23 protein-coding genes are annotated in these 22,146 nt (G+C 66.0%); 13 read left to right on the forward strand and 10 right to left on the reverse strand.

Annotated features, from left to right (window positions below):
* Positions 1 to 44 precede the first annotated feature (44 nt).
* Positions 45 to 2,606: a CoA transferase gene (locus ACOOHB_RS12025; RefSeq protein WP_420445081.1), complete on the reverse strand. Its 2,562-nt coding sequence runs from the start codon at positions 2,604 to 2,606 to the stop codon at positions 45 to 47.
* A gap of 676 nt (positions 2,607 to 3,282) precedes the next feature.
* On the opposite strand from ACOOHB_RS12025, the gene ACOOHB_RS12030 reads away from it, so the two are divergent.
* On the forward strand, positions 3,283 to 4,980 hold the full coding sequence (locus ACOOHB_RS12030; RefSeq protein ID WP_420445082.1) for an HNH endonuclease: 1,698 nt from the start codon (positions 3,283 to 3,285) through the stop codon (positions 4,978 to 4,980).
* A gap of 144 nt (positions 4,981 to 5,124) precedes the next feature.
* Here ACOOHB_RS12030 and ACOOHB_RS12035 read toward each other — a convergent pair whose 3' ends face one another.
* The gene (locus ACOOHB_RS12035; RefSeq protein WP_420445083.1) at positions 5,125 to 5,841 is read right to left on the reverse strand and encodes a type 1 glutamine amidotransferase; all 717 of its coding nucleotides are present in this window, start codon (positions 5,839 to 5,841) and stop codon (positions 5,125 to 5,127) included.
* Positions 5,842 to 5,977: 136 nt separating this feature from the next.
* The gene (locus ACOOHB_RS12040; protein WP_420445084.1) at positions 5,978 to 7,117 is read right to left on the reverse strand and encodes a serine hydrolase domain-containing protein; all 1,140 of its coding nucleotides are present in this window, start codon (positions 7,115 to 7,117) and stop codon (positions 5,978 to 5,980) included.
* 165 nt (positions 7,118 to 7,282) lie between these two features.
* Between ACOOHB_RS12040 and ACOOHB_RS12045 the strand changes: the two genes are divergently transcribed.
* The gene (locus tag ACOOHB_RS12045; RefSeq protein ID WP_420445085.1) at positions 7,283 to 8,215 is read left to right on the forward strand and encodes an LLM class flavin-dependent oxidoreductase; all 933 of its coding nucleotides are present in this window, start codon (positions 7,283 to 7,285) and stop codon (positions 8,213 to 8,215) included.
* 33 nt (positions 8,216 to 8,248) lie between these two features.
* Positions 8,249 to 9,943, forward strand: coding sequence for an AMP-binding protein (locus ACOOHB_RS12050; RefSeq protein ID WP_420445086.1), 1,695 nt, complete (start codon positions 8,249 to 8,251; stop codon positions 9,941 to 9,943).
* A gap of 49 nt (positions 9,944 to 9,992) precedes the next feature.
* Here ACOOHB_RS12050 and ACOOHB_RS12055 read toward each other — a convergent pair whose 3' ends face one another.
* From ACOOHB_RS12055 to guaB, 3 genes are read right to left on the reverse strand one after another with little or no spacing between them, the layout of a single operon-like run.
* On the reverse strand, positions 9,993 to 11,981 hold the full coding sequence (locus ACOOHB_RS12055; RefSeq protein ID WP_420445087.1) for a putative glycoside hydrolase: 1,989 nt from the start codon (positions 11,979 to 11,981) through the stop codon (positions 9,993 to 9,995).
* Positions 11,982 to 12,033: 52 nt separating this feature from the next.
* Positions 12,034 to 12,402, reverse strand: a complete 369-nt coding sequence (gene queF, locus ACOOHB_RS12060) for a preQ(1) synthase (protein WP_419554409.1) — start codon at positions 12,400 to 12,402, stop codon at positions 12,034 to 12,036.
* Positions 12,403 to 12,437: 35 nt separating this feature from the next.
* Positions 12,438 to 13,517: an IMP dehydrogenase gene (gene guaB, locus ACOOHB_RS12065; RefSeq protein WP_420445088.1), complete on the reverse strand. Its 1,080-nt coding sequence runs from the start codon at positions 13,515 to 13,517 to the stop codon at positions 12,438 to 12,440.
* Between the two features lie 28 nt (positions 13,518 to 13,545).
* Between guaB and ACOOHB_RS12070 the strand changes: the two genes are divergently transcribed.
* Positions 13,546 to 14,430: a YceI family protein gene (locus ACOOHB_RS12070; RefSeq protein ID WP_420445089.1), complete on the forward strand. Its 885-nt coding sequence runs from the start codon at positions 13,546 to 13,548 to the stop codon at positions 14,428 to 14,430.
* Positions 14,431 to 14,606: 176 nt separating this feature from the next.
* Positions 14,607 to 15,485 (forward strand): haloalkane dehalogenase, encoded by an 879-nt coding sequence (locus ACOOHB_RS12075; protein ID WP_420445090.1) that lies wholly within the window; start codon positions 14,607 to 14,609, stop codon positions 15,483 to 15,485.
* Between the two features lie 166 nt (positions 15,486 to 15,651).
* On the opposite strand, the gene ACOOHB_RS12080 is transcribed toward ACOOHB_RS12075, so the two are convergent.
* Entirely contained in the window at positions 15,652 to 16,884 is a 1,233-nt protein-coding gene (locus tag ACOOHB_RS12080) for an LLM class flavin-dependent oxidoreductase (RefSeq protein ID WP_420445091.1), read from the reverse strand.
* A 215-nt stretch (positions 16,885 to 17,099) separates the two neighbouring features.
* Here ACOOHB_RS12080 and ACOOHB_RS12085 point away from each other — a divergent pair, with 215 nt between their 5' ends.
* The 6 genes from ACOOHB_RS12085 (at position 17,100) to ACOOHB_RS12110 (ending at position 20,200) form a co-directional block, all read left to right on the forward strand.
* The gene (locus ACOOHB_RS12085; RefSeq protein ID WP_420445092.1) at positions 17,100 to 18,008 is read left to right on the forward strand and encodes an NAD(P)-dependent oxidoreductase; all 909 of its coding nucleotides are present in this window, start codon (positions 17,100 to 17,102) and stop codon (positions 18,006 to 18,008) included.
* Positions 18,009 to 18,161: 153 nt separating this feature from the next.
* The gene (locus ACOOHB_RS12090) at positions 18,162 to 18,848 is read left to right on the forward strand and encodes a pyridoxamine 5'-phosphate oxidase family protein (RefSeq protein ID WP_420445093.1); all 687 of its coding nucleotides are present in this window, start codon (positions 18,162 to 18,164) and stop codon (positions 18,846 to 18,848) included.
* Positions 18,849 to 18,915: 67 nt separating this feature from the next.
* Positions 18,916 to 19,134: a FitA-like ribbon-helix-helix domain-containing protein gene (locus tag ACOOHB_RS12095; protein ID WP_420445094.1), complete on the forward strand. Its 219-nt coding sequence runs from the start codon at positions 18,916 to 18,918 to the stop codon at positions 19,132 to 19,134.
* Positions 19,124 to 19,498 carry a hypothetical protein gene (locus ACOOHB_RS12100; protein ID WP_420445095.1) on the forward strand — a complete coding sequence of 125 codons (375 nt, stop codon included), beginning with the start codon at positions 19,124 to 19,126 and terminating at the stop codon, positions 19,496 to 19,498. Before ACOOHB_RS12095 ends, ACOOHB_RS12100 begins: the two co-directional genes overlap by 11 nt.
* Before the next feature lie 64 nt (positions 19,499 to 19,562).
* Complete coding sequence (locus ACOOHB_RS12105) at positions 19,563 to 19,793, forward strand: CopG family transcriptional regulator (protein WP_420445096.1); 231 nt, start codon at positions 19,563 to 19,565, stop codon at positions 19,791 to 19,793.
* Positions 19,790 to 20,200: a type II toxin-antitoxin system VapC family toxin gene (locus ACOOHB_RS12110; protein ID WP_420445097.1), complete on the forward strand. Its 411-nt coding sequence runs from the start codon at positions 19,790 to 19,792 to the stop codon at positions 20,198 to 20,200. The genes ACOOHB_RS12105 and ACOOHB_RS12110 overlap by 4 nt, the downstream gene beginning before the upstream one ends.
* 142 nt (positions 20,201 to 20,342) lie before the next feature.
* Here ACOOHB_RS12110 and ACOOHB_RS12115 read toward each other — a convergent pair whose 3' ends face one another.
* Both ACOOHB_RS12115 and ACOOHB_RS12120 read right to left on the reverse strand, forming a co-directional pair.
* Complete coding sequence (locus ACOOHB_RS12115; RefSeq protein WP_420445098.1) at positions 20,343 to 20,768, reverse strand: type II toxin-antitoxin system VapC family toxin; 426 nt, start codon at positions 20,766 to 20,768, stop codon at positions 20,343 to 20,345.
* Positions 20,765 to 21,049, reverse strand: a complete 285-nt coding sequence (locus ACOOHB_RS12120) for a type II toxin-antitoxin system Phd/YefM family antitoxin (protein WP_419921104.1) — start codon at positions 21,047 to 21,049, stop codon at positions 20,765 to 20,767. Before ACOOHB_RS12120 ends, ACOOHB_RS12115 begins: the two co-directional genes overlap by 4 nt.
* A 141-nt stretch (positions 21,050 to 21,190) precedes the next feature.
* Here ACOOHB_RS12120 and ACOOHB_RS12125 point away from each other — a divergent pair, with 141 nt between their 5' ends.
* Positions 21,191 to 21,352 (forward strand): hypothetical protein, encoded by a 162-nt coding sequence (locus tag ACOOHB_RS12125; protein WP_420445099.1) that lies wholly within the window; start codon positions 21,191 to 21,193, stop codon positions 21,350 to 21,352.
* Positions 21,349 to 21,609 (forward strand): hypothetical protein, encoded by a 261-nt coding sequence (locus ACOOHB_RS12130; protein ID WP_420445100.1) that lies wholly within the window; start codon positions 21,349 to 21,351, stop codon positions 21,607 to 21,609. Before ACOOHB_RS12125 ends, ACOOHB_RS12130 begins: the two co-directional genes overlap by 4 nt.
* 45 nt (positions 21,610 to 21,654) lie before the next feature.
* Here ACOOHB_RS12130 and ACOOHB_RS12135 read toward each other — a convergent pair whose 3' ends face one another.
* A complete protein-coding gene (locus ACOOHB_RS12135) occupies positions 21,655 to 22,125 on the reverse strand; it encodes a GFA family protein (protein WP_420445101.1) in 471 nt (156 codons plus the stop codon).
* Positions 22,126 to 22,146 lie beyond the last annotated feature (21 nt).

A 22,146-nucleotide genomic window follows, 5' to 3' on the forward strand; every position in this document is an offset into this window, starting at 1 on the left:
TGCTCAGCGTCCGGCCCCGCTGAGCGCCCGGGCCCGGCTGAGGCTCAGATGAACAGGCCCGTGCCGATGCCTTCGGCTACTTCGTCGAAGTCGTAGCCGACTTCGGTCCATACGTCGAAGTTGTGCTCGCCCAGGTAGGCGGGGCTGAGATGGCGCGGGAACCAACGCTGGCCGTTCCACAGCCCGGCGAAAGCATCGACGGTGCGCTCGCCGAACACTGCATGGTCCACGGGTTGCCAGAAGCCACGAGCCGCGTGCTGGGGATCGTCGGCGAACAACTGGTGGGAGCTCTGCACCGGTCCCGCAGGAACACCTGCGGCCTGCAAGGCCTCCGCCGCCTCGACAGCAGTGCGCCCCGCTGCCCATTCGCCGAGCACCTGGTCGATGACCGTGCGGCGATCGCGACGGCCTTGCCCGGTGGCGAGCGTCGGATCGTCGAGTCGGAGGTCGGCCAACATGCCCGAGAGGCCCAGCCACTGCGCCGGCTCGGTCACGGTCACCGCCACGAAGCCATCGCTGCACGCGTACACCTCGTTGGGAACGTGGTCGGCAATGCCGTCGCGGTTGCCTTCGGGTCGAGGCGGCGACACGCCGGCCGACTGGCGGATGATTGCCGCTCCGATGGCGTAGGTGCCCACTTCGAGCTGCGCCATGTCGATGCGCTGCCCCTCGCCGGTGCGCTCGCGGGCATACAGCGCACCGACCGTCGAGACTGCTGCGGCGAAGCCCGCCAGGTGGTCATTGAGCGAGAAGCCCGGACCGACGTCGCCGCGGTCGGCGAAATTCGTCAGGTGCGTGATGCCGCATACCGCATGCACCGTCGGCGCATACGAGATGACATGCCGCCACGGTCCGTCGTGGCCGCAGCCCGACATCGTCACGTAGACGAGCCGCGGGTTCCACTCGTGGACGGTTTCCCAGTCGAGACCCCACGCGTCCAGCACTCCGGCGCTGAAGTTCTCGATGAGCACATCGCAGGACTCGATCAGCCGCCGGGCCGCAGCCAGCGCGTCGGGATGCTTCATGTCGAGCGTGGCGCTGCGCTTGGAGCGGTTCCACACGAAGTAGTAGGGGAAGTCGGGCGAGTTGACGAGCGTGGAGCGCTCCTCGCTCTGAATGCGAATCACGTCGGCACCCAGATCGCCGAGCAGCTTCGTGGCAGACGGTCCGGCGAGCACCCAGGTGAAATCGGCCACGCGAATCCCGTCAAGCGGGCGATGGTCGCCGTCGTGTACGCGTGATGCTTCGCCGACCGGGCCAGCGGAAACGCCCGCAGTTTCGCGGGCGGTTGCACCGCTCGCATCATCGGCCGTGTCGCGGCCGGTGGCCCCATTTCGGGCTTCGCTGGCCGGTGCCGCCCATGACGCCAAGATCTCGTCGAGGGGCGTGTCGAGGGCGGCCGGCGGGCTCGGCGGGATCGATCCAGACCTGCCGGCGTCGCTCCAGCGCACCAGACGGCCCGGCACGCGCACCGGCCCTGCCCCGCCCGTCGCTGACCCTGCGGGCACATGCGAGCCGTTTGCAGCAATCCTCCCCGGCGCTGCTACCTCGGCGAAGAACTCTCGGTAAGCGAACTGCGGGTTTACGGACACCTCGGCAATATCCAGCACGCCACCGAAGGCGACATGGCGCTCCTGCGCCTCCCACCACACTTCGCGAGCATCACGCGGCGCTATCCAGCGCCGGACGGCGTCCATGACCTCGGTCACGTCCATCAGCACGTCCGCTGGGTCCGCGCCGACCCACCGCGCAACCTCGTCAAAGCCGGTCTCGACCATCCATTCGAACAGCAGATCGGGTGTCGGGGTCGGCGTGATCATGACGTAGCCGCCGTCGCCGCCTCGACACTCGGCGAGGTCGTATGCACCGAGCCAGTGCAGGGCGCCCTGCCGGGGAGCCACCTTGGGCAGGGGCAACACGTCGTCGAAGAAGTACTGCATGAACAGGTTCTCGATCGAGCCGGTGACCGTCTCGTGAATGGACAGGTCGACGTGCGCGCCCCGACCTGTCCAACGTGCCGACAGTGCCGCGGCAACTCCCGAGGTCGCCGCCACGAACCCCGCGTAGTTGTAGGCCTGCCGGCCCCACACGTTGAGGGGGCGGTCAGGCAGACCCGTGAGCGCCATCATCCCGCCCATGGCGGCCGACACCAGATCGGAGCCCAGCCACTGCGCCAGCGGGCCCGTACGCCCGAACGGCGTGATCGACACTTGCACCAGCGCTGGGTTGTCAGTGGCCGCTGCCGCGTAGTCGATGCCCAGTTCGGCCAGCCGCCCGGGGCGTTCGGTTTCGATCACTAAATCGGCTGCCGCAGTCAGCCGCCGGTAGGCGTCGCGACCCTCGGCAGTGCTCACGTCCAACCGGCAGCGGCGCTTGCCGCCGTCGTACCACCAATCGGCCACACCACCGAGCGCGGCCGCAGCCCGATCAGCCAGCGGCAAGCCCGGCGAACCGGTTCCGACCCGCACCACGTCGGCGCCCAGTTCGGTCAGCAGCTTCGTTGCGAAGCGGCCCGAATCGCCGGTCAGGTCGACGACGCGCAGTCCCGACAGCGCTCCCTGAACCGTCGACGGGTCCCGGCTCTGTCGCGGGGAGGGCTGGTTCATGACGGCCCGAAGCTAGCCCCGCGACTGCTCACGGAGTCAGGTCACACAAGCGGTGCTCTGTGGGTCATACCGTCGATGACGTTGATCGCGCTGTTGAACTCATACACACCACGACGATCAACATCTACAGCCTCGAGTCCAAACTTCCTGGTCTTGGCCAAAGACTTGACCAGGTCGGGATCAGGCGAAGGGTTGACGACGTCAAGGTCCAAGTTCGGAGGCGCTTTTCGGAGTCGAGCAGCCGCGAAGGCCGCATACAGCGGAAGGAATACACCGACCTGTAGAAAGTGCAGGCGGGATATTGGGTCTTGCGGGCATGAGCATGCAACTATCGCCGCTTGGATTTCTGCTGTGGCTCAACCGGCGACGAATACGTTCTGCGATAGGAGCCACGCAGCCTCGTCCTCATGCGTGGCGATGCACGGTCAACTTGGCGTCACGGCATCGCCAAACGACACTCGGACGTATGGAACGGGCAGAAGATCAAGCGCCAGCGACGCGTTTCGATCACGTTTCGCACTATCGCTGATCTGATGCCTGCGCAGACCTGACGCAGAGTTCAGTGTCGGGGTGGCGCAGGTGTCGGGTGGAGCAGGTGTCGGCATGGGTGCGGTGATGCCGTTGGGGAGGTCATTTCGAGGCTTTCGTATGACACCCCATGTTTACAGTCATTGTCATGAAGCGCTCAGACGTTCGCAGCGATTTGGCGGCGGGAACGCCGACCGGTTCCGTACCGGTGAGCGGCGCGGCTGTGGCCCTGCCGACCGCGCTGTCGTCGCCGGCTGAGCCGGAGTCGCCGGTTGAGCCAGTGTCGCCGGTTGAGCCAGTGTCGCCGGTTGAGCCAGTGTCGCCGGTTGAGCCAGTGTCGCCGGTTGAGCCAGTGTCGCCGGTTGAGCCAGTGTCGCCGGTTGAGCCAGTGTCGCCGGTTGAGCCAGTGTCGCCGGTTGAGCCAGTGTCGCCGGTTGAGCCAGTGTTGCCGGTTGAGCCAGTGTTGCCGGTTGGGCCAGTGTTGTCGGTTGAGGGCGTGTTGTCGGTTCTGTGCGGGGCGCGTGACGTGGTCACTAGAGCGTCGCGGGTGCCGCTAGGCGATGCCGGCTGCGACACGCTCGCTGATGTCATCGCCGCCGCGGCACGGCTGCGCTCAGCCACAGACGCAGTGCTGCTCGCTGCGACCGCCGCACTCGAGGCCGCCCGTGCGGGTTCTGGCCGCACCGCGTTGCGGGACCGGGCGCGTGTGAGCAAACGCGAAGCCAAGCGCACCGTGGAGGTCGGCGAGCAGGTCGCGCAGATGCCGAACGTGGCTCGCGGCCTCGCGGTGGGCGAGCTGAACGTCGAGCACGCGGCGGTGCTGGCCGACGCTGCCAGACGCACCAGCCCTGATGCGGTCGATTCTGCGGCAGAGCTGCTCGAAGCCGCCGCGGTGGTGTCGCCCGAGACACTGCGCGATCAGGCCCGCAAGTTCGCGGCCCGCCACGATCCCGCTGCTGCTGAGTCCGAGCTGGGTCGTCAGCGCCGTGAGCGCTGTGCTTCGTTGTTTGTCGATGAGTCCAGCGGGATGGGTGTGCTGCACGCCGAGTTCGACCCGGTCAGCTTCGCGCTGGTGCGTCAGGCACTCGAGAACTACAACGACGCCCTGTGGCGTCTCGACGGGGGACGCGACGGCACACCCAACCAGATCCGCGACAACCGCCAGCGTCTCGCCGACAGCCTCTTCGAGATCGTCACCGACCGCAACGCCCTGGCCGCCATCGAGCATCCCGCCGCACACGGCCACAACGGCGAAGCCGAACTCCGCCGAGACGGCGGGGATAGCGATGCGATGCTGGGCGGGGACGGCGATGTCGCCTCGGAAAGCCCGGCGGATCGCTCAGTCGATCGGTGGCGGCCTGCGCAGGCACCCAACCAGCTCGTGATCATCGCCGAAATCGGCGTCATCGACGGCACCAAACCCGACGGAACCTGCGAACTCCTCGGCGCCGGACCAGTCCCGCCATCAATCCTGGACAACCTCTCACCTGACACGCGCATCAGCGGCGCACTGTTCGACACCAACGGAGAGATCCTGTGGCTGGGACGCAGCCGCCGACACGCCAGCGTCGCCCAGCAGTTCGCCGTCGCAATACGCGACCGCGGCTGCGTGCTGTGCCGCGCACCCATGCACCGCTGCCGCAATCATCACGTCGACGAATGGGCAGCCGACAACGGCACCACCGACGTCCCGAATCTCGCAGCCCTGTGCGGCGACTGCCACAACAAGCTCCACAACAACAACGAGCGCCTAGCGCGGCGCCTCGCACCCCGCCGATGGACCACCACACCCCGCACCCACACCACCGGCCAAACCAGCCACACGACTGCGACAGGACCCCCGTGAACCCACCCCTCGCAGCCAGCGACACCACCACCAACGCCAGCCACACCAGCCACACGACCACACCTGGCGATACACCCACCAACGCCAGCGACACCAGCCACACGACCACACCTGGCTACAGGGCGAACGTTTGCGGACACAGCACTAGCGAGCTGCGGCCGCCATGAAATTTCGGTAGAGCTGCTCGGCGTCGGCGGCGAAGCTGTCTATGCGGCGATCAGTGTCAGCTGCGAGCACATCCAGAGAGCCGGGACCCAGCGTCGATTCCAGGGCTTCGCGGTAGACGTCGATCTCGCCCCAGTTGCGCACCGTGTCGTCCTCAACCTCCACGTGGTACTGCATCGACCAGGCATGCGGCCCGACTCGCATCGCCTGCACCCGGCACTGCGGTGAACTTGCGAGCACCACCGCGTCATCGGGAGGCTGCGCCACCTGCACCGAGTGCCACTGCAGCGCGTACTGACGGTCTCCCATCTGGTCGAAGATCGAGTCGTCCCGACCTTCGGGCGTGAGTTCCACAGCCAAGACCCCGATCTCGGGCGGGCGTTGCGGTCCGCAGGTCCCCCCGAGAGCGTCGGCCAGCAATTGGTGCCCCAAGCACAGCCCTAGGAAGGGACGCTGCAGCTCTCGCACCCAGCGACGTATGGCCCGCTTCTCGGGCACCAGCCACGGGCAATCCTCCACATCCCACACGTCCATCGGGCCGCCCATCACCCACATGGCGTCGTAGTCCTCCAATGGCGGGATGGGCTCGCCCTCGTCGAGTTCCACCGCGGTCCACTCGACGTCGTCGGCCCGCAGGAAATCGCGCAGCCGGCCCGGATGCTCGCAGTCGATGTGCTGGAGAACGAGGAGCCGCATCGCCCCCGTTGCTACCACGCCCCGTGCTCGCTCTTGGGCGAAATCGGCGCCTCAGGCCGTCACGGCGCCGTGCACAGGCCGGCGTAGCTGTTGATGGCGGTGAGGCTGGACGGTCACACCCTTGGCAAGCCTGCGGTCAGGCGGGCGTCGTGCACAGACCGGCGAGGCTGCCAATCGCCGTATCGCGGCGCGGCTGGCGCACCTCGTGCTCGTCGTAGCCGTTGGTGGTGTAGCCGAACGACAGGCCCGTAGCCGGATCGGCCCAGGCCAGCTGCCCGCCCGCGCCGTTGTGTCCGAAGGCCATCGGCGACACCGTGCGGCCCAGCCCGCGCATGTTCGACATCCCGTCGTCGCCTGCCAGGAAGAGCCCGATCGAGCGATTGGCGGGCATGCCCATCGGGTCGGGCAGGGTGTTGCGCACCTCGCCGGTGCCGATGGCCAGCATCTCGGGATCCCACAGTCCATCCGGGTTGCCCAGTAGGCCCTGGTAGAAGAGCGCCACGTCGACGGCGGTGCCGAACGCCCCGCCGCCGGGCACACCGACCTCGCGCACCGACGGCTCGTTGAAGCGCAGGATCGCTTCGTTGGTGACCTCGGTCATCGGCAGCTCGCGGACGCCGAACGTCGCCTCGAGCTCGTCGGGTGTGGCCGGCTCGCCCACGAGGATCAGCTCGGCGATGCCGTCCTGGTCCTTGGGTGCCAGACCCAGCAGGCGAGGCAAACCCAACGGCCCGGTGACCCGGCTGTGCACCTCGTCGCGAAAGTCGTTGCCAGTGACCGCGTTGATGATCTCAGCCAGCACCCAATGCGCGGAGGTGGGGTGGTACTCGTACCTGGTGCCGGGCTCCCAATTCAGCCGCCAGTTCGCCATGGCCTTGAGCCGCGACTCAGAGGTATCCCACTGCGGCGGCTTGAGCGGCGCATGCGGGAAGCCCGACATGTGCAACATCACCTGTTCGACGGTGATCTGGTCCTTGCCGTTCTCGCCGAACGGCGGCACATAGCTGGCCGCGGTGGCATCGAGCTCCACCGTTCCCTCACTGATCAGCTGCCACATCGTCGAAGCCACATACGGCTTGGTTGCCGAGAAGATGCAGTAGCGAGTGTCGTCGGTGGCGTCGCCGTAGGTGGCCTGCGCCACGATCTCGCCCCCGAAGCCGACGGCCACCTGGCAGCTCGGCAGGAGTCCCGATTCGACTTCTCGCTTGCAGCGATCCAGCAGCGTGTCGACGCGGGCTTGTTGGACAGTGGTTGCAGTGTCAGTTGTAGTGCTCACGGCCTTGGCCTATCACCCGCGGCTACCGTCGCGCACGGCATCGGACGCGAGCGAAGCGTTGCTCGCACGATGAGGACGGCCCGACCGCAACGGTGCGCTCGCGGACGCCGCGGATGCCTGTCACACCACCGCTGTAGGCATTCGACAACCGACGAAGGGGACGCAATGAGCGACAGCACACCGGCCGACGGCAAGATCGAGTTCGGGCTGGCGATCCGCCGCAGCGACGACATCGCCGGCCAAGCCCGCGAGATCGAGGCGCTCGGGTACGACTACGCCACCACCGGCGAGCACGTGTTCTTCCACGTGCCGACGTCCAACGCCTTCATCTCGCTGGCAGTCGCGGCAGGTGCCACCACGACGCTCAAGCTGATGTCGTCCATCACGCTCATCCCGCTCTACCCGGCTGCGCTGTGCGCCAAGCTGAGCGCGGCGCTGGATGTGGCGTCGGGAGGGCGATTCCACCTCGGCGTGGGGGTCGGCGGCGAGATGCCTTCCGAGTTCGAAGCCTGCGGCGTGCCGGTGCGTGAACGCGGCGCCCGCACCAACGAGGCGCTCGAGATCATCCAGCGGCTGTGGACAGAGGACAATGTGACCTTCGAGGGGCGCTTCAACACGCTGTCGGGCGTGACGCTCGCGCCCAAGCCCGCCTCGCCGCCGCCGATCTGGGTGTCGGGCCGCCAAGACGCTGCGTGGAAGCGCGCGGCTCGCTACGGCGACGGCTGGCTGCCGTACATGTACACGCCCGAACGCCTGGCGCAATCGATCGAAGCAATTGCGGGGTACCGGCAGGACGAGGGCAACCCCACACCGGTTGAATCGGGCATGTTCGTGTTCTTCTGCTGCCATGAGGACAACGACACCGCCGTCGAGTACGCCGCCGAACGGCTGTCCAAGCAGTACGCCCAGGATTTCTCCCAGCTCGTGCACAAGTTCGCCATCGCCGGCGACCCAGACCGCTGCGTTGCACGCCTGCGCGAGTACATCGACGCCGGGGCGCGCACCGTCGTGCTCAGCGCAGCCTCCCCGATGCACTACATAGAGGAGAGCGAGCGCTTTATGGCCGCTGAAGTGCTTCCGCGGATCCGCGGCCAGTAACCGGCCTCGCCCAAACGCAGGGGTGAAGATCAAATGACAGCGAAACGGTTCTTTGAGACCACGCTCGAATCCGGTCGCGTCGACGAGCTGATTGCATCGGGGGCCTGGTCGAACCAGTTGCTCGACGACCAAGTCACAAGGTGGGCCGCTGAGCGGTCCGACGAATCGGTCATTACCGACCGCTTCGGCACCATGACCTGGGGTGAGTTCGGCGCCGAGGTGGACGCCGCCAGCAAGGGCCTGCTGGAGATCGGCGTCCGTCCTGGCGTGGTCGTGCAGCTGCAGCTGCCGAATTGGCGCCACTTTGTCGTAGCGGCAGTGGCGTGCGATCGCATCGGCGCGGTGGTCAATCCGGTTGCCCCGATCTTCCGGCACAACGAAGTCTCCGTCATGAGCGAACTCGGTCGTCCGCTGGTCGTCATCACCGCCGACAGCTACCGGGGTTTCGGGCTGGCGCAGATGCACGCCGAGCTCCGCGAACGCTGCGAGTGGGTATCTGAGCTTGTGGTGGTGCCAGGACCGTCGACCGCATCGTCAACTTCGGCGGACGACGAATCGTGGCTGCCCGCTGACGCGATGACTTGGGAGGACCTGATCGAGGAAGGCCGGTTCTCGTCCTACGACCGCGCCGCTGTCGACCTGTGCCGGCCGGGTCCGAACGACGTCTGCGAGATGATGTTCACCTCAGGCACCACCGGGGTGCCCAAGGGCGTCATGCACACCCACAACATCCTGGCGGTGGCCGTCGACGCCTTCTTGGACACGGTCTGCGAGGGGCTTCAGCCCCATCGGGGCGCGGGTGCGCCGCAGGCGTATGTCTGTCATATGGCATCCACCCTGGGCCACCAGACGGGCTACCTGTACGGGATGCGGCTGCCGCTGCACGTCGGGGGTCACGTCGTTTTTCAGGACGTGTGGGATCCCGTCGAGTTCGTGGGCCTTGTCGAGAAGCACCGGATCCAGCTGTCGATGGGCGCAACTCCGTTCTTGGCCGATGTGCTCAACGTTGAGAGCCTGGCCGATCACGACCTGTCCTCGTGGCAGCGATTCCTGTGCGCGGGCGCGGCAATCCCCCGCCCGATGCTCGAACGGGCACTTGAGCTGTTGCCGGAATGCACCGTGCTGCCCGGCTGGGGCATGACCGAATGCGGCCTGCTGACCGTCGGACGGCCCAGCGATCCGCTCGAGCGCCGTCTCACCGACGGCCGGGCCGTGAACGACAACGAGGTGCGGGTGGTCGACGAGATCGGCGAGCCGGTGCTGGATGCTGAAGGCGACTTGCAGTGCCGCGGCTCGGCGCTGTTCGCGGGCTACATGGCCGGTCGGGATTTCACCTCGCAGCATTGGCCCGACGGCTGGTTCGACACTGGCGATCGGGCGATCATGAACGCCGACGGCTACATCGCAATCGCCGGCCGCTCGAAAGATCTCGTCATCCGCGGCGGTGAGAACGTTCCAGTGAAAGAGATCGAGGACGTCCTGCTGCGGCATCCGGCGGTGGGCGTGGTGGCGATCGTCGCGAAACCCCACGAGCGCCTTGGCGAGATCGGCTGCGCGTTCGTGCAGCCCGTCGGCGATCCGCCGAGCCTCGCCGATCTCACTGAGTTCCTGGACGTTCAGAACGTGACACGCCAGTTCTGGCCCGAAGACCTCGTCATCGTGGACGAGTTCCCGATGACGCCCAGCGGCAAGATCCAGAAATACCGCCTGCGCGACAGTTTCGACTGAGCCAGCCTCGAGCCTCGATTAAGCCAGCCTCGATTGAGGCCGGCGCCGGCTAGCGGTACGAAACGGGGATGCCCTCGGTCGTGTAGGTCACGGTCGGGTCCCACAGCAGCCAGTCGATGATCCCAAGGGCGTGAGCGGCATCGATCTGGGCACGGACTTCGTCGGGGCCGTAGTCGACCCGCATCGAGAAGTCTTGCAGCCACGGCACGACCGCCGTGTTGGTGCCTGCCAGCACAACCTGGAAATCGGCCAGCGAGGCATAGGTGATGTCGTAGGGCTGCGCTTCAGGGTGGGCGACGCCGTACTCGCCCCGGCCCCAGTGCGACGGGTACACCATGGGAGCCACGTAGTCGACGTGATCCGACATGGCGCCGATGTCTTGGGCAATGAATTCGCCGCGCCGAGCCGAGATGCCAAACACAGACACACCGTGGAACACCTCAGCCTCGCGCAGCATCCCGCCTGCTTCGGCGAGGAAGCTCACGATGACTGGCGAAGGATCTCCGCCGTCCCAGCCGGGGATCCTCATCCCGCCGAGGTCGCCTTCGGGCCGGCGCATGTAGTCCCACAAGATGTCGTCGATGCCGGCGGCGGCGGCTTCCGCGGCGATATCCAGGTTGTACTGCCGCACGACCGGGTGATTGAAGTTGGTGAAGCCGTTGTAGTTGGACAGCGGGCGGCCGTCCGGCGTTTGCAGGACCCAATCCAAGTTTCCGTTGGCTACCGCATATCGGGTCAGCGTCGGATCGCGGAACGCGACGATGCGGCCGATCACACGCACGCCCATGTCGTGCAGCTCGTCGATAGCGGTCCGCAGGTCGAACAACTCCTTCGAGGAGCCGACCCGGCGCGCAAGCGGTACCGACGTCGTGTGACCGATGTAACCGCTCTCGTCCTTGAGGTCGAGCTGGACCGTATTGATCCGGCCCTGTTCGATGAGCTCCACGATGCCCGAGCGGAGCCCGTCGTGATCCCATGCGGCGGCGCTGACATGCACACCGGTGGTGTGGGGATAGCCGATTGGCACGATGACGTCGAACGACGTGATGTTGCCCGCGGTATCGGTCGCGACCACCGGGAGTGGGCCGCCTGGCGGGCTCGACAGGGTGAGGCTGAATGAGCCAGACGACGTGTCGAGCTGTTGATCGCCGATCCGCAGGGACACACCGGCCTCGATAGACCCGGCCAATACCACAGGCTCGCCCAGAGACACCGGGTCGTGAACTCTCGGCAGATCGATTGCTGGGGGTGTCCCATCGACCGTGAACGTCACCGCTGCTTGGGACGTCCCGAAGAAGCGCCGGCTCACGTCCAGGGTGACGACGTGCAAGCCCTCGGTCAACCCGGGCACCGGCCACACGATCCGGTTGTCGTAGCGCTGAACGCCGCTCACGGGCAAGCCGTCGAGCAGCATTTGGGCCGATTCGACGTCACCACCGTTCACACTGAATTCCAGGACGGCTCCCTCGAGATGACCGGGCTGCAACATGGCACCCTCATGGATGCCGCCGATGGTGATCTCGGTGACGCGCAGCGCCCCGACCGCCACGACGCCAACCCCGATCGTCGCCGCGGCCAGCAGGATCACTGCGATCAAGCGGCCCCCACGGCTGCGCCGGTGAGGCCGTCCCGCAGCGCTGATGACAGCGCGATCCGCCACCCGGCGGGCGCGACGACTCAACCCCGTCGCGTACAGCGGTGCCTCGGACTTCGGCGGCCTCCATGGGAATCCCCAGCCTTCCGCCGGGTCGACCGCCTGGGGAGCAGGCTGGTTGCCCACACGGCCGCCGAGGTCATTGCCGACCAGCGACGGCCCGACTTCAATGCCGTGTTGGGTCAGGGACCAGCGAGCGCCTCGCAGCCCCGGTACCGAGCCCACGGGCACCACGATGCCCGACCGCTGCAAGGTGCCCAACGACGTCTGTACGACCTGAAGGTCCAGAGCTGCAGCCGCGCTGATCTCGCCGATCTCGGCCGTACCCCCACGGACGAGCAGCTCGCGCAGTATGCGCCTGTCGGCAGGCGCCAACAACGGCATCGGATCGAGTGTATTGAAGCTGCCGAGCACCCTTTAGTCAGGTGCCGACGATTCAGCCCAGTGACGCCTGCGCGGGATGGCGGGCAGTGACGGTGGTGGTGATGCCGCCCCTGACCAGCCAACGCGTCTCGACGGTTGCCTGTTTCGGTGCGACGGCAGCAACCAGGTCGTCCAGAATGCGGTTGGTGATGGCTTCGTGGTGGACGGGCTCGTCTCGGTAACTCCACAGGTAGAGCTTCAGCGACTTCAACTCCACAATGCGGCGATCCGGGATGTAGGCGATCTCGACCGTGGCGTAGTCGGGCTGCCCGGTCACAGGGCAGACGCACGTGAGCTCGGGCGTCGTGCAGCGCACCTCGTAGTCGCGGTCCGGGTAGGGATCGTCGAGCGCGATGAGATCCTTGGACGGTTCGCTTGCCATGGCACATCTCCTCGACTGGCGGGTGCTTCTGCCCGTCAGAAGGACAGGGTGGCGTGCGGCGTGTTCTCCACCAACCCGAGCGGCGTCACGGCAACGAATTCGGCGCGTTCGGTGAATTCGGCCAAGCTGCGGGCGTTGGTGTAGCTCATGGCGCTGCGGAGGCCGGCCATGAGTTCGCCGATCAGCTTGCCGGCCTCACCCCGGTACGGAACCGTGCCCTCGACGCCTTCAGGTGCCCGCTGCTCGAAGTACTCGTCGTCGATTTCCTCGCCGTGGCGTTCGGCCCTGGCTTCGATGGCCTCGAAGCTGGCCATGCCGCGGATGCGCTTGCGCAGTCCATACGGCCCCTGCTCGACCTCGCCAGGGCTCTCTTTGGTGCCGGCCAGCATGCTGCCGATCATCACGGTCTCAGCGCCGACCGCCAGCGCTTTGGCGATGTCACCCGAGTTCCTGATGCCGCCGTCGGCGATGACCGGGACGTCGAGTCCGGCATCGACCAAGCCGTTGACCACGTCGTCGGTCGCGGTCAGCTGGGGCACGCCGACTCCCGCGACGAGTCGTGTCGTGCAAACCCCGCCGGGTCCGACGCCGACCTTGATGGCATCGGCGCCAGCTTCTGCCATGTCGATTGCACCGTCGATCGTGGCGACATTGCCGGCGATGACGTCGACCTCGCCGAAGTGATCTTTCAGACGGCGTACGCCTTCGATGGCGTGATCGGCGTGACCGTGCGCGATGTCGAGCACGAGCAGATTGGCCCCTGCTGCAACCAGGGCCTTGGCCCGGTCGCCCATGTCGTGATCGGTGCCCACCGCGCCGCCGACCACCAGCGCCCCGTCGTCGACTCGCTTCACCGCAGCAATCTGGCTCGCCTGCGCGTCGATGGGCATGAACCGGTGGACGATTCCTGCGCCGCCGAGACGGGCCATGGCGATTGCCATCTCGTGTTCGCAGACCGTGTCCATGTTGGCTGCGATCACCGGCAGTTCAATCTGGATGTTGCGGGACAAGCGGGTACGCACCGACACGTCGCTGCGGCTGCGGATCGACGAGCGCTGCGGCACGATCAGCACGTCGTCGAAGGTCAATCCGGTTCTCAGGCTGCGCAGTTTCATGAGCGGCCCCAAGCTACCGTGACCCGTCATGAGCCCCCGGCGCAGAATTCTCGTGACAGTGGTTGTGCTGCTGGTGATCGTCGCCGCCGCGGCGGCGGTCGGCGTCTGGCGAGTGCTGGGCTCCTCGCCTTCCGAAGTCAGTTTGGCCGAAGCGGTCGCTGACGCCGAGCTCGTACAAGAAGACGCCACACCGGGTGCGACAACCACGGTGGCTGCCGCAGATGATGAGAGCGGTGACGCAGCACCCGAGGGCGGGGCCGGCGATCATGACAGAGACCAGGAATATGTCGTAGTCGTCCCCGAAGACAGCGACACCGATGCAGCCTCTCCTTCGGACGACGTTGCCACGATCGATGACATCAACGGCGGCTGGGCTGTCGAAGCCGAGACGGGTTCTGTCCCATTGGAAGAGGCCACCGGCTCGTTCGCCGGTTTCCGCGTCGACGAGGAGCTGGCGAGCATCGGCGCGTTCACTGCGGTGGGGCGCACCGGCCACGTCAGCGGCACGATGGAGATCGTCTCAGAACACGTGACGTCAGTGGAGATCGAGGTCGACCTCACCACGCTCCAGACTGACGACAGGCGTCGGGACGGAGCGGTCCAACGAGCTCTGGGCACTTCCCAGCATCCAACCGCCACGTTCTCGCTCACCGAGGAGCTGGACATCGAAGGCGCCGCGGTCACAGGGACAGCAATCATGCTGTCAGCGCCCGGCGATCTGACCGTGAACGGCATCACCCGACCCGTCGCCATCGACATCCAAGCGCAGCTGGTCGGCAGCGTCATCGCAGTGGTGGGTTCTGTCGAGGTCACGCTCGCCGATTTCAACGTGACCGTGCCGCAGGTGCCGGTCGTCCTCTCCGCCGAAGACCACGGCATCATGGAGTTCCAGCTCCTGTTCAGACGCCGTTAGGCGTCTGAACCATCAGACGCAGTAGACGCCGTTAGGCGTCTGAACCATCAGACACAGTAGGCGCCGCTAGGCGTCTGAACCATCAGACGCAGTAGACGAGCTTCCTGGGGACGGGTGCAGCGTTGGGGTGGGTCGGGCATGATGTGGCGCCGATCCGGCCAACCGAAGGAGCACCGATGGCAACCCTCTCTGCGGAACCGCTTTCCAAGTCCTACGCGACCGTCAATGGCAAGCGGATGGCGTACCACGATTCCGGAGCCGGCGATGCAGTCGTGTTCCTGCACGGCAACCCGACGTCGTCGTACCTGTGGCGCAACATCGTGCCTCACGTGCGACCGCATGCCCGCGTCGTCGTTCCGGACCTGATCGGCCAGGGCGATTCGGACAAGCTGGACGACACCGGGCCCGACTCGTACCGGTTCGTCGAGCACCGTGAGTACCTCGACGGCCTTCTCGAACAGCTCGACCTGGGCGACAACATCACGTTCGTGATCCACGACTGGGGTTCGGCGCTGGGCTTCGACTGGGCGAACCGCCACCGTGACCGCGTGGCCGGCCTCGTCTACATGGAGGCGATCGTGTGCCCCATGACCTGGGCTGAGTGGCCCGAGGCCGCCGCCGGCATCTTCAAGGGCTTCCGCTCCCCCGCCGGCGAGGAGATGGTCATCACGAAGAACCTGTTCGTGGAGGCGGTGCTGCCCGGCTCGATCCAGCGCAAGCTGACCGACGAGGAGATGAACGAGTACCGCCGCCCGTTCGTCGAGCCCGAGCATCGGCGTCCCACGCTGACGTGGCCGCGGCAGATCCCGATCGACGGCGAGCCAGCCGACGTGACCCAGATTGTGACCGACTACGGCGAGTGGCTCTCAGGTTCTGATGTGCCGAAGCTGCTGGTCAACGCAGATCCGGGCGCGATCCTGAACGGCCCGCAGCTCGACTACTGCCGCACTTGGCCGAACCAGACCGAGGTGGTCGTGGTGGGCAATCACTTCTGCCAGGAAGACAGCCCCGACGAGATCGGCCAAGCCATCGCCGACTGGCTGCACAGCCGCTAACTCATGCGCAGAGCCGGCTGCTGAGCGCCGGTGCGGAGAGATCAGCACCTGCCCAACGGGCCACCACGTATTCTGTGTGCAATTTTACCCCCTGAGAGGGCTTTTTTGCACAGATTCGCGGTGGACGGGTTCTGTTCGCAGACTTACCGCAATTTCACCCAGCCGGCTAGCTGAGCCCGACTGCCTGGCGGGAGCGGGCCTCGCGCTGCTTGCGCTCGATCTCGGTGCGCTTTTCGACCGGCGTCTGGTTGGTGATCACCTGGTAGATGTCGGTGTCGATGTCTTCGAGGAGCACATCACCGGCCAGCACGCCTGACTTCCAGTCCTGATGCTCGGCGTCGCGTTCGTGGAACTCGCCCATCACTTCGTCGGCAAACAGCTCCAAGCTTGAGCAGATGTCCTCGTGCGTGTTCTTGCCCGCCTGGTTCAGCAAGATGAGCTGGTCGACGTGAGCCTCCTCGTACATCTTCAGCTTCTGGCGGATCGTGTCGGGTGAGCCCACCAGGCCGACGTTGTTGCTGGCCTTTTGCCCCTTGGGCGACTTCTTCCACTCCTGATACTCGTCCCACAGGTTGACCGAGCCCGGCTCCACCGGGCCGTGGGAATTGTAGAAGACCAGCGAGAACTGGAAGAAGGTCCAGCCTTCGGCCTTGGCTTGAGCTTCTTCGTCGGTCGGCGCGCACATGAACGGGCTGACGACGGCGACACCCGGATTGGTCTGGTAGTCGCAGAGCAGGTCGAGATGGTTGAGGTAGTTGTTGTAGTAGGCGTTCACCCAGGCCCTCGCGGCGTCTGCCGACACGAACGAGAAGCCCAGCGCACCCATGCCCCGTTGAGCCGCCATGACGATGGTGTCGAGCTGGCTGCACGCCACCCACAGCGGCGGGTGGGGCTTCTGGTAGGGCTTGGGCACCACGTTGCGGGCGGGGAACTTGAAGAGGTCGCCGTCGTAGGTGTGGTTGACCCTGCTGAACATGGGCATGAGGCAGCGCACTGCGTCTTCCCACACTTCGCGCTTGTCACGAAAGCGCCGGTCGAAGGGGTGCAGCTCGGTGACCGACGAGCCTTCGCCGAGTCCCAGCTCGACCCGGCCTCCGCTGACGAGATCGAGCGTCGAGACACGCTCGGCCACTCGGGCGGGGTGATTGGTGGTGAGCTGGATGATGCCGTGACCCAGGCGGATGTTCTTGGTGCGCTGGCTGGCAGCGGCCAGGAACACCTCGGGCGCGGAGCTGTGGCTGTATTCCTCCAGGAAGTGGTGCTCGACTTCCCACGCGTAGTCGTAGCCGAGCTTGTCGGCCAGCTCGATCTGGTCGAGCGCCTGCTGGAACAGGACGTACTCGGAGTCGTCGTTCCACGGCCTCGGCAGTTGGAGCTCGTAAAAGATCCCGAACTTCATGGCACGCCTCCCAGGGTTGCGGGGCGCCGGTCATCCTAAGCGCGAGACCCTTCGCACCTCGTGGGAGTGGGCAGGTCGGTCAGATGCGACAGCGGCCGATGCAACCGGGAATGATGGGAGGCTTGCGGCGGCCCCGCGGAGCACGAATTCGGGACCACGGGTCAGAGCAAACACTAGTGTTTGGTGCGGAGAGCGGCGGCGAGGACGCAGCAACGATGGAGACAGTCGGATTCGTCGGATTGGGCACGATGGGCGGGCCGATGTGCGCCCGCCTGGCTCGTGCCGGCCACCAGGTCCTGGCCTTCGACCTCGAAGCAGGCGCGCTGGACGCCGCTGTTGCAGCGGGAGCGTCTGCTGTCGGCTCGGCTGCAGAGGCAGCGGCTGGAGTTGACGTGCTGTTGACCTCTTTACCGGCTCCCTCACACGTCGAGACGGTGATGTGCGACGCCGGGGCGCTCGCAGCGCTGTCAGCAGGTTCGATCTGGGTGGACTTGACCACCAGCCGCCCCCAGTTGATCCAGCGCCTGGCCACAGAGGCGCCGGCGGGTGTTGCGGTGATGGACTCGCCGGTGACCGGAGCCGTGGATGGCGCACGCGACGGCACGCTCACGCTGTTCGCCGGCGGCGAGGCCGAGACCGTGGAGCGGGTACGCCCGCTGCTCGAACGTCTGGGGCGCGTGATCGAGTGCGGCGCGCTGGGCACCGGTTGCGTGGTGAAGCTGGTGACGAACCAGCTCTGGTTCGTGGGAGCTGCCGCGCTGGCCGAAGGGCTGGCCGTGGGAGTTCGCAACGGGGTCGAGCTCGGCGACCTGTGGGAAGCCATCAAGGACAGCGTCGCCGACAGCTTCGTGGCCCGGCACGACGCACCCAGCATCTTCGCCGGCCACTACGACCCGTCATTCTCGCTGGGCCTGTGCGTGAAGGACCTTGGGCTGGTGGCCGAGTTGGAGTCGGCCGTCGGTGCCGACCTGCCGATGACGGCTGCCGCGCGTGCAGCGTTTGAACGGGCTGCCGAGCGCTACGGCCTCGATGCCGCAGAGCTGAACGTGGCCCGCCGCATCGAAGACGACGCGGACCTGTCCCTGCGACTCGACGGCGACTGGGTGCCGCACTGGGAGGCATGACACGAGCGCGATCGACATCGGCGTCATGGACATTGCGGGGCTGATCGATGTAGCTCGCTACCCGCTCGACTGAGAAAGCCCTGCGGCCAGCGGCGAACCACAGCGTGGGGAAATCAACGCGCCGGGTACAGGCGCGCGGCGTACCGTGCGGGCGTGAGCGATTCAAGCAACAGCGCGCAGGCTCCGTCGACACGCACCAAGTTGCGGCGGATGGCCGAGCGCGGCCGCTACGGCCATGACGAAGTGGTGGAGATTCTCGACGCCGGGCTGATTGCCCACGTCGGCGTCAACACACCTGACGGGCCGTTGGTGCTGCCGATGGCCTACGGGCGCGATGAGGAGAATCTGTACCTGCATGGGGCACTTGCGAACCATTTGCTGAACTCCGGCGGAGGCGCCGAGATCTGCGTGACGGTGACGCACCTTGACGGCATGGTGATGGCTCGTACGCCGTTCCACAACTCGATGAACTACCGCTGCGTCGTGGTGCGAGGCCTCGCCCGCCGCATCGACGACGCGGCAGCCAAGGAACGTGCCCTGAAGCTCGTGACCGATCACATCGCCGCCATCTGGGACACTTCCCGACCGCCAAGCGATGCGGACCTGCGGGCGACGCTTGTGCTCGAGCTGCCGCTGGCCGAGGCATCGGCCAAGGTCCGCACGGGCGACCCGGTCGACGACGCCGAGGACATGGCGGGCAACTGGTGGGCCGGCGTGGTGCCGTTCACGACCCGCTTCGAGATGCCCACCCCCTCAGCCGACCTGACCGAAGGAATCCCCACCCCCACTGCCATCGCGAACCTCGCCAACCGCACCCCCGACGCCCGCCACGTCAGCTGAGGCATGAACAGCAACGGATCCAGGATGGCGCTCAACCGACTTATACCATTCTGGTAGAATCATGTCTATGGACCTCAACATCAAGGATCTCGATGACGAAGTCGGCGAGCGGCTTCGGCAGCAGGCGGCCGCGGCGGGACTGTCCATGCAGCAATACCTTCGCAACCAGTTGACGCGTGTCGCATCGCGGCCATCCCCCGAAGAGTTGGCGCCCGGAGCCCACACCATGAGCCGTTCGGAATTCGAGGCCATACGCCGCAAGCTCCGCGACATCGATGCTGCGTAGCGTCGTTTGCGACGCCGGCGGCATGCTCGTCGCAGCAGGAATGCTCGAAGGCGACGCGCCTGAGAACGCTGAAGTGCTGGCACTCGATTGGAGCTCGGTGACTGTCGGCCGCTATCTCGCTGCCCGTAGCTTCGGGCGCGCGGCTGCAGTCGAAGCGGAAATCGGCCTGGCGATCTCGGTCGTCGACGAGTGGTTTCCGGTGCGGTCTCTGGTCGCTTCGACGGTGTCACGCGCGGGTCTTGAGGCAGTCGACACCCTGGATTCGTGGTCAGCGCTCGTCTTGGCCGAGCACCTGCGAGTACCGCTGTTCACTGCCTCTGACGAGGTCACCAGCGACATCGTCGATATCCGTCGCCCTTGGTGACGTTGCACGAAGCCATCGTGGACATATGGGATGCATGTCACGTTTGATATATATAATTTGACGTGTGAAGACGATTTCGATCACCATCGACGAGCATCTCGACGATGCCGCGCGACTTGAAGCAAAGCGGCGTGGCATCTCCAAGTCTGAGCTGATTCGCCGAGGTCTGTTTCATATGCTGCAAAACAGCGAGCCCGCACACCCCGACGATCCTTGGACAGCATTGGCAGGCTTCGGGCCGAAGGGATTGAGCGTCGAGCCGGGCGAGATCGACGACCTGCTCTACGGCTCGTGAAGTTTGCCGACACGGGTTGGTGGGTGGCCTGGGCGCTGCCATCGGACACTCGGCACGCTGATGCAATGGCGATGCTCGCTCGTCTCGGCCGGACGGAGCAGATGCTCACAACGAATCACGTCGTCGGCGAGACATGGACGTTCCTGCGACGCCGCGCCGGACATGCCTACGGCACCGCCTACTTGGATCGCATCGAAACGCTCCGGTCGGGGCACGGACTCGTCGTGACGCACGTCACCGAGGACCTGGAACAACGCGCAATGCGCTGGCTGCGGATTCGCGACGAACGAAGCTATTCGTTCGTGGACGCCACGAGCTTCGAAGTGATGCGCCAGCGGCGACTGCGCGAAGCCCTTGCATTCGACGGTGACTTCGCCGCGGCCGGCTTCGTCCACGTGGTCCCCTGATCAGAGCCCCGGAATGATCAGTCCATTCGCGGTCCCCGGTGGGGACCACCGGGTCGAGGGTGTGATAGTCGGCGGCATCGTCGACGAATATGGCCCGCTCAGAATGACCCGTCCAGCGGCGACAGCCCCCCGGTTTGGCCGATTACGCCGAGACGACGGCAAGTCCTTCTCGCTCGGCTGCTTCGGCGAGACGTCGGTCCAGACTCACGAACTGCAAAGGGGCACCGAGCTGTTCTTGAACATGCAATGCCGCGCCGAGCTGGGCGGCTTCGGCCGCCCGAAGCGGATGCCGTGCCAGCACCGACATCGAACGCGACCGCACGGCCAGCATCTCGACCACTTCGTGCCATGTCGCGCTGAATCCGTCCAGGCGACTCATGATGCTGCGGCGCTGCTCCCGTGACAGATCGCCATCGCGCGTACGCCGCTCGACGGCGCCGGTGATCTCTACTCGCGTCCATGCCCAGGTAGCGATGACGCCGTCCTCACGCAGCCACGACCGCGCTGCGTCAGTTGTCGGTTCGGCAACGACGAGCGGTACGAGCGCCGAGGTATCCCAGTACCTCACGCACGATCCTCTCTCTCCTCGGCCAACGCGTCCGTGAGGCTGGTGGGGATCTGCAAGGGAGGCTCGTCGAGCACGGCCGCGGCATCTCCCTGCCCCGCTCGAAGCACACCCAACTTGATCAATCGGCTGAGATGCTCGTCCTCGGGCTCCGCGGGCGGAACAAGCCTCGCAACCGGCGTGCCGCGATCGGTCACCTGTAGCTCACCGCCTCGCCGCACCTCGCGCAGGTAGCGGGACAGATTCGCCTTCAGCTCGGAAACAGACACGGTACCGGAACTCATATGACTAAGTTAGTCAGAATCAAATGACCTGATAGGCCGCGCAATCCTCATGCGGCTGCAACGGTCTCGCCAGCGCGACTGGGAGGGGTGCGCGCAAGAGGTTCGGTTCATATCGAACCATTAGCGGTTACTATTGGACCAATGGTTCACCTTGAGCTTGAACGGGTGGAGGCCCTTGAACTGCTGGGCATGGTCTTGGCTCATCTGAACAACGCTGAGGCAGCGGGTGATCTGTCGCCGCGCCTTGCGACCCTGTTGGCAATCCGTGACAAGTTGGCCGTCGGCCTTCGGGAGCAAACATGAGCTACCGCGATGCAGAGGTGTTCGCAGCCGAAACTGCCGTGGACAAGTACCGAAGCGGTCTTGAAGGCGAGATCGGTGCGGCGCTGGCCGTGGTCGGTCTCAGCGCCGAGCGAGCACTCAAGGAGGCTGCGATCCGAGACGACATGATTCGAGTCGCCCATCGAGTCGGCGCTTCGTTCCGCCAACTCGCCGAAGTCTCTGGACTGGGTCGCAAGACCGTGACCGCAATCGTCGAGGTGGAGCCGAATCCGAACTGAGCGGCACGCTATGCAACGCCGGGACGGGCCCAGCGAAACCGCCGCTCACTCGCCGCGTTCGGCTGACTCGCGACTCCAGGCAGGGACCACTGGGTCGAGGGTGTGATAGTCGGCGGCATCGTCGACGAAGATGGCCCGCTCGGTGTGCAGGCCTGAGGGAAGGTCGAGCGTGCCCGCGCAGATGGCGATGTCGTCGACCTGATCGGGCGAGCCTTCCATCACCTTCCAGAAGAGCGAACCGCCGCACTCCCGGCAGAACCCGTAGGCCACGTTGGGGTCGTCGGCCGGGTGGTGCCAAACCAGGGTGGTGTCAGACAAGAGCCGAAGATCAGAGCGCCTGCATCCCGTCGCGGCCATGTGGTGACCGGTCCAGCGTCGGCAGCGCCAGCAGTGACAGTTCCACACGGGCCGGATGGGGCCGTGCACCTCGTAGCTCACGCCGCCGCACAGGCAGTGGCCCGACGGCGGCCGATTGGACGGAGACCGATTGGACGGAGAATGGGTCGTCTCGTTCATGGCAGTCCCTCCGTGGTCGTG

The organism is Candidatus Poriferisodalis sp. (assembly GCF_965215815.1).
Taxonomy (GTDB): domain Bacteria; phylum Actinomycetota; class Acidimicrobiia; order Acidimicrobiales; family Poriferisodalaceae; genus Poriferisodalis.